Source organism: Nostoc sp. C057, assembly GCF_013393925.1.
Classification (GTDB): Bacteria; Cyanobacteriota; Cyanobacteriia; order Cyanobacteriales; family Nostocaceae; genus Nostoc; species Nostoc muscorum_A.
Map to the genome: position 1 here is coordinate 7485579 of NZ_CP040281.1, position 9867 is coordinate 7495445.

The window sequence follows — 9867 nt, forward strand, 5'->3', positions numbered from 1 at the left end:
TGTGAGTGTGAGAGTGAGTCAGTCACAAATGATTATAGTTACGTCGCAATTGAGGAGCAAAGGCGATGAGTGAGAGTATGGCGTTTATCGGCGGGGTCGCCGTAGCTGGGCTGGCGGCTCTCGTATTGCTCAAAGGAACAAATACCCCCCTACAACCCAATTTTGCTGTTGCTCCGCAAATGCCAGGGGTAGTAGCACCGGGAATACAGCCACAAATGTATCCTTACGGCCCTTATGGGCAACCAATGTATCCCAATCCGAATCAGCCACCAACCGCTACCAGCGCTGACCAACGCCTGGAGATGGAAAAGCTGAATACGCAGATGCAGCTGGAGCGTTTAAAGAACGACAATGAACAGTTGAAGTTGCAAAATCAACAACTCCAAGGACAAGTTCAAAATTTCAATACTCAGCAGCAGTGGCAACAAGCCCAGCAGTATAACCAACAAAAAGTAGCAGCACTCCAGCCGCAAACCTCTTGGTGGTCTTCACCCATGCTTTGGGCTGTGGGAGGCGCAACTCTGACTATTGGTGGTGGTGTTGTTGTCGCTGGAGTCTTGGCTTTGTTCTCGCCACGGCAGCGTCCAGCCCGTACTGTACAAGTAATTCACCCTTACCAAGGGAATACACCGCCTTTGGTTCCAGTGCGTCGCGCTGAATTTTTGCCAGCTTCGCGGATGGAAGCAAGACGAGTTGAAGCCCCAGAATACGACGAAATGCATTAATCGGGAAAATCAAATAACAGATAAACCCGATTTAAAATCTCGTTTCCAGGTAAAATCTGGAATTTTTTTTATGAGGCTGCTTCTGTGAATTTAAGAGGCAGGGTTTATTTGTAAGTATTGCCAAGGATGTAAACACTCATAACTGTTAAAAATCGCTTTTCGGAGTTTCTGTGCTATTGGGATTCTCTTTAGTGGCAGGTTGGTTAGTATCGGGAAGTTTTTGTTGGCTATTCTTCGGATTACCTTGATTTTTTAGTTGAGTTAGTGCCTGTTTTGCTAGATTTTCGGCTGCTTGTTTAAATAATGGTTCTATTTTGTTTCGCCAATATTTAGTATTAGGCAATTTTTCTGGATGGTTTCTATAATCTAAAACTTTATCCCATTTACCATCATCTATTGCTTTGTTGATCTCATTAGATAACGCCTCTGCTTTCGCCCAATCGTCCTGCCACTGGGCAATCATTTTGCCCGTCTCTTGGATACCAGAAGTAGCATTTGCTGGAATTGATTTTAAAAGTGCGATCGCTCCAACTATATCCCCTGAATCATACTTCTGTTTTGCTTGCTCTATAATATTGGCACTGTTATCAATAGGCTGCGATCGTTCTGATTTGCCCGCATCGTCAGTTGACCCCTTCGGCTTTTCCGGTAAGGGAGTTGCCACATCCCTAGATTTTGCTTTTAGCTTGGGAGTCGGTTGAGTAGCAATCAAGCTACTATCATCAACAATCTTAGTTACAATACCTTTTTCGCGCAGGCAAGAAGCCCATTCTCTATTATTGGTTATTACATCCGAGTGTGCCCAAGCCAAACGACCAGATTTAAGTTTAACTTCTATCCAACCTCGTTTTGTGCGCTTGCCAGTCACCTCGAAACTGGTGTTATCGGCAACTGTTTGCAAAACATTATCAGAATTTATCGAACTAGGTTCAGAACGGATATTAGAATTTCCGACGACAACAGCCGAGCATTTGTTTGCTAAGGTAGTATCCTGACCCGTAAGATTTAAAGCTAAATTTTTTACATTTGGATATACATTTGCTACCAAGGCAGCCGCACCACCCGCTAATAATACGCCAATTAATATTGGCCATGGGTCAGATTTACTGGAGTCTTTACGCGCAGGTTTGACAGGGTTTGCTGGTGCAACTGCAACTGTTTGCAGCCGAGATACTTGAGGTCTAGATTTGCTGGCTTGTTGAGGTTGAGAAAGTGTAGGTACTGGATTAATCGCATCTTTACAGGCTTGCAGTGCTTCCGTGGCGTTTTGGTAGCGGTCTTTGAAGTGATAACGCACCATCTTCGTCAACACTGCCGCCAGTCGGTAGTTTACGTTTATTGATTGCTGCCAAATGATTTCGCCTGTTTCCGGGTCTTCTTGCAATGCTGTTGGCAATAATCCTGTTAGTGCTTGAATAGCGATGATGCCGAGAGAATAAATATCACTGTTAGGGCGGGGTTTACCTTGCCCTTGTTCTGTAGGCATATAGCCAGGAGTGCCAATAATAACCGTGGCAGATGCTTGCCCCCCCACTGTTACCATCTGGGTACGCAGTTGCTTCACTGCCCCAAAATCCACTAAAACTAACTTATTATCTGAGGCGCGACGGATAATATTATCCGGTTTGATATCCCGATGAATAACGCCTTGGCTGTGGACAAATTCGAGAATTTCCAGAACTTCTTGTAATAATTGAATTACTTGGCTTTCACTCCAGCGTTTACCAGGTGTAAGTTCTTCCGCTAGGGTATGTCCTTCAATATATTCTTGTACTAAATAAAATTCTTGGTTTTCATCAAAATACGCTAGCAGCCTGGGTATTTGGTCATGGTTGCCCAGTTTTTCTAAGGTTTCGGCTTCGCTGTTGAACAGGCGTTTAGCAGTATCAAAGACTCTGGGGTCAGTTCCGGGTTTGAGGTGCTTGACAACGCAAATGGGGTTGCCGGGCCGCCTAGTATCTTGGGCAATATAAGTTTGACCAAATCCTCCCATTGCGAGGACTCGAATTACTTGGTAACGATGGTCTAGTAGCTTGCCGATCATATTCCCTCCCCAGAGTTATTACCTAATTGTCCAGCTGGTAATAAATATCTCCAAATTTTCTTCAATGAAATCCGCTATCTTGAGAAAAGATTTAGATTAAAAACGCAGCTTTTTTATAAACGCAGACTGTTTATTTTTCTTTTAGTGCCCCTGTTTATTACCAATGCCACCGAAAATAACAAATCCAGTTGCATGGCAGCAGGCTGAAATCCTCATGCAACCTGCTTTCATTCGCGTTATCGATAATATCCGCAAGTCCCTTGATGAATCTTCTTGGACGGGAACTTACCATGATGTCCTGATTTGGCCGCCTAGCACCACTGATGAAATCAAAGCATTGGTGACTGAGTTGTTGCAAGCAATGGAAACTGCAACGCCTCAAGAAGCCGATGAAATTAGAGAGACTCTTACTCGTTTGCCGATGCCCCATCCAGGATATCATCTACGTTTGCAGCGTCAACAGCAAGAAGCGAGTATCGATTTGTGGGAATTGTGTTATGAGGTGTGTTTTATTGAATACAGCCCACAGAAAGAAGCTGCTGAGATTGATACTAGTTTAATTGATGAACTGGGTGAAGTGGATTGGCTGCGTTTGGATGCTAAAGCAAAAGATTTAGTTGAACACGCGTTTGCTAAATTGCCAGAAGGATGAAGGAGGCAGGAGGCAGGAGGCAGAAGGCAGGAGTCAGAATCGAGATGCTCTTGCTAGCAAGATTCCCGTAGGAGTGCGCGGACTCGTTCATAGGTTACTATGCCGTACCTACTTCGTGTAAGCAAGCTACGCGCAGCGTTATCCGCTTTTTCGGTCAGAATACCTTTCCTGTATTCTGACTCCTGAATTCTGAATTCTGAATTCTGAATTATGTTCGATAAAATTAGTAAAGGCACGGTAGAACCGTGCCCTAATTCGCAAAAAGTATTATTTTGAAAGGTTTTTGCTTTACATTAAATTTAATACTGGCGTAAAATTGCAGACAATGAACTATTTTTACGAAGATCCATTAAGTCTGCTAAAGAATCTGTGCGCGTATCCAAGTGGTGCTTGTGTTCTGCTGGCAGAACCGTCACCAAATGTTTTGCTTTAGGTTGCATCTGCATCAGCGGCATCAGTTGTGGCTGTGGCACAAAAATTGGTTGGTTTTTAGGAAGGCGTGGTTCCAATCTTTGGTACTGGCTTTGTGCCAAGCGTGCCTGATGTCGGTTAACCTGTTTTTGGACTTTTTGCGGTTGTGTTTTCCGGTTAAGCATTTTGAAAACAATCAAAGAACCACCACCACAACTGAGGACGATCGCAGCTACCATCCATAAAGGTGTAGGGTTACTATTCTCAGAGGGCACACTGATTGGTTCTTCAACAATAACTGGGATTGTTTCTGGTTCTTCTTGTGCTACCTGTCCAGCATTACCTAAGCTATACAGGGCAAAGGCACCACCTCCTAAAAACATGGCTAAACACCCAGTTAACAATAGCCAAGGATGATGTGTTACCAGATATATCAGAACATTCGAGCTTTGTTTTAATCTCGATTTCCTGTTTGTCAGCTCTGGAGTAGCCCTTCTGAGTTGGGTTGGCTCGCGCTGTACACTCTGACTTTTTTCCATGATTACTTTCAGATTTGTACCCCTCTAGTCAATAAATTGTACTGGAGGAGTCAAGCATCAGGTATCCGTAACAAAATTTCAGATTCCAGTAGCTTTTTTGTAAAACAGAAGCTACCAAATCCGACTAAGTTTTGTCAAAATTGTGTATTTCTTATGACTTCTCGCCGTAATGCTCTGAAATCAGTTTGCTTATTTTTTCTGTCAGCTAGGAGAATACCTTTCAAGAGCAAGTTGAATTAACCGATCAACTAATTCTGGAAAGGAGACTCCACTATGGGCCCAGAGTTGGGGATACATACTCGTCGCCGTAAAGCCTGGCAACGTATTGATTTCGTTAATCAAAACCTCTTGTGTAGCTTCTACATAGAAGAAATCGACCCTTGCCAATCCCGCAGCATCAACAGCTGCAAAGGCTTGCAAAGCCATGTCCTGAATTTGACGAGCGATCGCATCTGGAATCAGTGCTGGAATCAGTAAATCTGCCCGACCTTCTGTATATTTAGTTTCATAATCATAAAAATCACTATCATAACTAATCTCTCCAACGACAGAGGCTTGGGGTTGATCGTTGCCTAAAACAGCACACTCAACTTCCCTGGCGACGACACCAGCTTCTACAACCAGTCTTCGGTCATAACTGGCGGCATTATCTAAGGCGGCTTCTAATTCTTGGCGCGATCGCACTTTAGCAATACCCACCGATGAACCCAAATTAGCAGGTTTAACAAAAGCAGGATAACCTAATGCTGCCTCAATCTCATCACACAGTTTCGGAAACACGCAAGGATTAGACCAAACTTGCGCTCTAGTTATCGCTTTATATTTTACCTGTGCTAGTCCCGCTTGCTCAAAGGCCATTTTCATTGCAATTTTATCCATCCCCATCGCCGAACCTAACACCCCAGAACCAACAAAGGGGACTTGCATCAAAGTTAATAACCCTTGAATTGTCCCGTCTTCACCGTTGGGACCGTGGAGAACGGGAAACCAAATATCCACTTGGGCAACTTGAGAGGGAGATTCCCATTTACTCAGGGTTTGGGCTTGAGGATTGGATGTCAGATTTCCCTCAGCAGTTTGTTCTGCTTCCAGAAGCGGATTGCCTGTTTCTAAAACCTTTTGGGGTGCTTCTCCCGCTAGCCAGCGTCCATCTTTTTGGATGTAAAAAGGAAGTATTTCGTACTTAGTAGCATTTTCCTCTGCACTCAGGGCTTTAGCGATCGCCCGTGCTGATTTGATTGAAACTTCATGTTCTCCCGAACGACCGCCAAACAGTAACCCCACGCGCAGCTTAGTCATTTTCGGTTCCTCGACACTTCTCAAGCAGATAGCGTATCACAACCTACAAAAATTGCCATATTTTTCTATATTATTTTTTTGCCCCTTCAACGAAGACGCAGGGAGCAGGGAAGGATTAGGGGACGAGAGGGACGAGGGGGACAAGGAGGACAAGGGGGAATTATTGAACAAGTCTCTTCCTTGTCTCCCCCCTCTTCCTTGTCTTCCTTGTCTCTTCTCTATGCCCCATGCCCCCTGCCTTCAATTGAAACAATCGTGTTGTCAGCTACAGTAATATTCCAGGAAAATGGGCAACAATATTGATCAATAACTAGAAATGCAGCCCTACCTGTAAAAGATGCTGCCGTTTCATGAAACCCAGAATTATTGTTTGCGGCTTAGGACGTACCGGATATAAAACCTTTCGTTTGCTGAGACATCAGGGGGCCTTCGTTGTTGGCATTCATCACCAATCTATCCCTGGCGAAACGGCAGGAGATGTGATTGTTGGCGATTTACAAGCAGCTTCTACCCTAACAGCAGCAGGAATTCAACAGGCACATACTTTAGTCATCGCTGGCTCTAAAGATGCTCTGAATTTGTCTATTATGATGCAAGCGCGAGTGCTGAATCCCCAGATTCGGATTATCAACCGTTTTTATAATACAAATTTGGGCGAGCGCCTAGATCAAAGTTTGCCAGACCATTTGAGTATGAGTGTTGTGGGATTAGCAGCACCCGTATTCACCTTTGCAGCGATGGGAAACCGAGCGATCGGACAAATCAAATTATTTCAGCAAACTTGGCCCATTCATGAAGAATACATTGATGAAAACCATTTCTGGAAAGGTCTAAAGCTGAGTGAATTGTGGGAAGACCGATCGCGGATGCTAATTTATTACTTGCCAGTCAAAGGTGAGATGGATTTGGTGTCAGGTGTCATATCTGGACAAGAGATCCAAGTAGGCGATCGCTTAATTATTGGTACACAACCCCGTATCCGTTCTCCCCGCAGGTCATTGATTAAAAAACTGCTGAAAGTCATGACTAATTTTAAGCAGTTTCAACAACACGGGCGATCGGTATTGATAGGTGCTGTTGTGTTACTTGCAGTTATTGCGATCGCTACACTCACCTATATGTCGGCTCAGTTGAGTTTATCTCCTGTCGATGCTTTATATTTTTCTGTAGGCATGATTACGGGAGCGGGTGGTAATGACAAAGTAGTAGAAAATGCTCCTAACAGTATTAAGTTATTTACTGTTGTGATGATGCTGGTTGGAGCAGTGGTGATTGGTATTTGGTATGCAATGCTCACCGATTTCGTCTTAGGAAGCCGCTTTAAGCAATTTTGGGATGCAGCCCGCATTCCTCAGCGATATCACTACATTGTTTGTGGCTTGAGTGGGATTGGAGTGAGAATTGTCCAGCAACTTCACGCCAGTGGACATGAAGTTGTAGTAGTTGAACCCGACTCCAATAACAAATATATCAACACTGCCCGAGAACTAGGTATCCCCGTAATTCAGGGTGATGCCAGCTTCCGCACAATACTCAAAGCCAGCAATATAGACACTGCCGCCGCAGTGATTGCTGTTACTAGCAATGATGCCACCAATCTGGAAATTGCCCTCAAAGCCAAAGGCTTGACACCCAGCATTCCGGTGATTGTTCATTATGCCGATCCCGATTTTGCTGGCATAGCTCAACAGCTATTTGGCTTCGACGCAGTACTGAGTCCGGCTGAACTAGCAGCCCCAGCTTTTGCTGCTGCTGCACTAGGAGGACGCATTCTTGGCAATGGCATCACAGCCGATAGCCTTTGGGTAGCTTTTGCAACTGTGATTACACCTTTACACGCCTTTTGTGGTCAGTGGGTGAAAGATGTAGCCATGTCTGCTGACTGTGTACCTTTGTACGTAGAAACGAATCACCAAACCCTTCACGGTTGGGATTTATTAGAGACAAGCCTCAGTGCTGGCGATGTTTTATATATGACTATGCCAGCGACACGGCTATATCAATTGTGGCGAGACGAGCGAGTTTGCGAAACACACGCTTAAATAATTCGTAATTCGTAATTCGTAATTAATACACTACTGCCCACTCCCATTGAAGTAAGTTGACACAATAAAATAAAACTAGGCGAAAACCCTTATGCTTGTTGCCTATTGCCTATTGCCTATTGCCTGTTGCCTATTGCCTCTTACTTATTTGTTAACTACTCGTTGTTGATATTCCTCTTCAGTAATCATATCAAGAGTGCTTTCTAGGCGATCAACAAATACGATACCGTCGAGATGATCGTACTCGTGTTGAAAAATCCGAGCAATAAAATCGGTTAATTCTTGCTTTTGTAAATTGCCTTGACAGTCAGTGTATTCCACTTCAATAGATTTATAGCGAGGAACTAACCCTCTAATTCCGGGAACACTTAAACAACCTTCCCAATCTTTGACAACTTCAGTTGAATGAGCAATGATTTTGGGATTAATCATAGCATTAGGTTCCATTTCCGGCGCGTTGGGATACCTGGCATTAGGACGGGAAGCCACAATAAATAAACGATAAGATTGTGCTACTTGAGGCGCAGCAATCCCCACGCCGTTAGCCTTGGCAACAGTGGCAATTAAGTCTTCAATTAATTTCTGGATATGCTCATCTTGAATATTCTCAACCCAAACAGCTTTTTGGCGCAATGTTGGATTGCCTAATTGAATGATTGGTGCTAATTCAGTCATGATAAAACTATTTTGGGGAATGGGGAATGGGGCATTGGTATTTACTAATGACCAATGACCAATGACAAACTTTATCCTTCTCGTCTTGCGGGTAAAGCAGCAGGTTGAACTGCTATTTGGACAATTTGCCCATTGCGTTCCACCTGTATTGGTAACTTAGTACCGATTTTGCTATTTTCTACCAGCTTTTGTACTTCTTCAATTTTAGTAACAGGCTGGCTGTTAATGCTTTTAATCACATCACCGACTCGTAGTCCAGCCACAGCTGCTGGCGATCGCGGCACAATCTCAACCAGCAAAACGCCCTCATCTGCTGTAAGATTTAAGCGATCGCCTGCTTTATCTCTTATTTTTTCTTTAACTTCTGGTGTCAGTGTCACCATCTGAACACCCAAATAAGGATGATCGACTTTGCCTGTAGCAATTAATTCCTGGGCAATTTTTTGTGCAGTGTTAATGGGGATAGCAAATCCCAAGCCTTGAGCGCCTCGGATAATAGCTGTGTTCATCGCTATTACCTGTCCACGAGCATTAAGCAATGGCCCACCAGAATTACCAGGGTTAATGGCAGCATCGGTTTGGATGTAATCAACCCGCTTGTCACTAGCACCGATATCTCTACCAGAACGACCTGTAGCACTAATAATCCCAGAAGTGACGGTATTATTCAAGCCTAAAGGGTTGCCAATAGCTATTACTGCTTCTCCTGGTTGTAAAGCATCTGAGTTACCTACAGATAAGGTTGGCAGATTATTAGCATCAATTTTGATCACAGCAACATCAGTTACTGGATCTTCACCCAGTACTTTACCGTCAAAAGTCCGACCATCTTTGAGTATGACAGTCACTCTATCAGCACCATCTACCACATGGGAATTGGTCAAAATTTGACCTGAAGAATTAATAATAAATCCAGAGCCACTACCGCGCTCTACCCGTTGTCTAGGTTGTGGTGCTGCGTCTCCAAAAAACCGCCGGAAAAATGGATCGTTAAATTCGTCTGGTACGCGAGAAGTAATTGTTCGAGAAGAATCAATGCGAACTACGGCAGGCCCCACATTTTGTACTACTTTTACCACAAAATTAGGATCTCCAGACGACGAGAAAATCGGCGGGGGGACAATTCCCTGATTGGGTTCTATTGTTTCTTGGGGTTGAGTGTCACTTTGTCGAGTCTCAAAGGTCTTAGCTGGTACAAGAGAGCAGCTTCCCAAGAACACCATTGCTATCCCATATAACAGCATCCACCACCTCTGGGGCAAACCCTTGGTATCAGTTTTTTTGGGTGCTAAGTCATGGTTTGTTGTCTTCATGTATCGTTGCTTCTCCGTGTCAGTCGCTGAGTGTTAGGATCTTGCCTACTGGGTATGTCCCAAAATGATTACAACTTAAAAGCTTATTCTAGGTCTAGCGTGTCTGGATGCTAAATTGATGCTTTATCTTCTATTGTGACGATTAGCAGCAAAGGTGGTGGATA

Annotated in this window: 8 protein-coding genes; 3 read left to right on the top strand and 5 right to left on the bottom strand. The window is 44.0% G+C overall.

Annotated elements, in window-relative coordinates; genetic code table 11:
* The first annotated feature begins 65 nt into the window (after positions 1 to 65).
* Positions 66 to 725, top strand: a complete 660-nt coding sequence (locus tag FD724_RS31520) for a heterocyst differentiation related protein (RefSeq protein ID WP_174709225.1) — start codon at positions 66 to 68, stop codon at positions 723 to 725.
* Between the two features lie 145 nt (positions 726 to 870).
* On the opposite strand, the gene FD724_RS31525 is transcribed toward FD724_RS31520, so the two are convergent.
* Positions 871 to 2769 (bottom strand): serine/threonine protein kinase, encoded by a 1899-nt coding sequence (locus FD724_RS31525; protein ID WP_179075349.1) that lies wholly within the window; start codon positions 2767 to 2769, stop codon positions 871 to 873.
* A gap of 163 nt (positions 2770 to 2932) precedes the next feature.
* Between FD724_RS31525 and FD724_RS31530 the strand changes: the two genes are divergently transcribed.
* Positions 2933 to 3421, top strand: coding sequence for a hypothetical protein (locus FD724_RS31530; protein ID WP_179075350.1), 489 nt, complete (start codon positions 2933 to 2935; stop codon positions 3419 to 3421).
* Positions 3422 to 3720: 299 nt separating this feature from the next.
* Here FD724_RS31530 and FD724_RS31535 read toward each other — a convergent pair whose 3' ends face one another.
* Both FD724_RS31535 and FD724_RS31540 read right to left on the bottom strand, forming a co-directional pair.
* Positions 3721 to 4371 (bottom strand): hypothetical protein, encoded by a 651-nt coding sequence (locus FD724_RS31535; RefSeq protein WP_242060738.1) that lies wholly within the window; start codon positions 4369 to 4371, stop codon positions 3721 to 3723.
* 201 nt (positions 4372 to 4572) lie between these two features.
* Entirely contained in the window at positions 4573 to 5670 is a 1098-nt protein-coding gene (locus tag FD724_RS31540) for a D-alanine--D-alanine ligase family protein (protein ID WP_179075351.1), read from the bottom strand.
* A 350-nt stretch (positions 5671 to 6020) separates the two neighbouring features.
* Between FD724_RS31540 and FD724_RS31545 the strand changes: the two genes are divergently transcribed.
* Positions 6021 to 7712: an NAD-binding protein gene (locus FD724_RS31545; RefSeq protein WP_179075352.1), complete on the top strand. Its 1692-nt coding sequence runs from the start codon at positions 6021 to 6023 to the stop codon at positions 7710 to 7712.
* 147 nt (positions 7713 to 7859) lie between these two features.
* Here FD724_RS31545 and def read toward each other — a convergent pair whose 3' ends face one another.
* Entirely contained in the window at positions 7860 to 8390 is a 531-nt protein-coding gene (gene def, locus FD724_RS31550; RefSeq protein ID WP_179075353.1) for a peptide deformylase, read from the bottom strand.
* A 71-nt stretch (positions 8391 to 8461) separates the two neighbouring features.
* Positions 8462 to 9703 (bottom strand): HhoA/HhoB/HtrA family serine endopeptidase, encoded by a 1242-nt coding sequence (locus FD724_RS31555; RefSeq protein WP_179075354.1) that lies wholly within the window; start codon positions 9701 to 9703, stop codon positions 8462 to 8464.
* Positions 9704 to 9867: the final 164 nt, after the last annotated feature.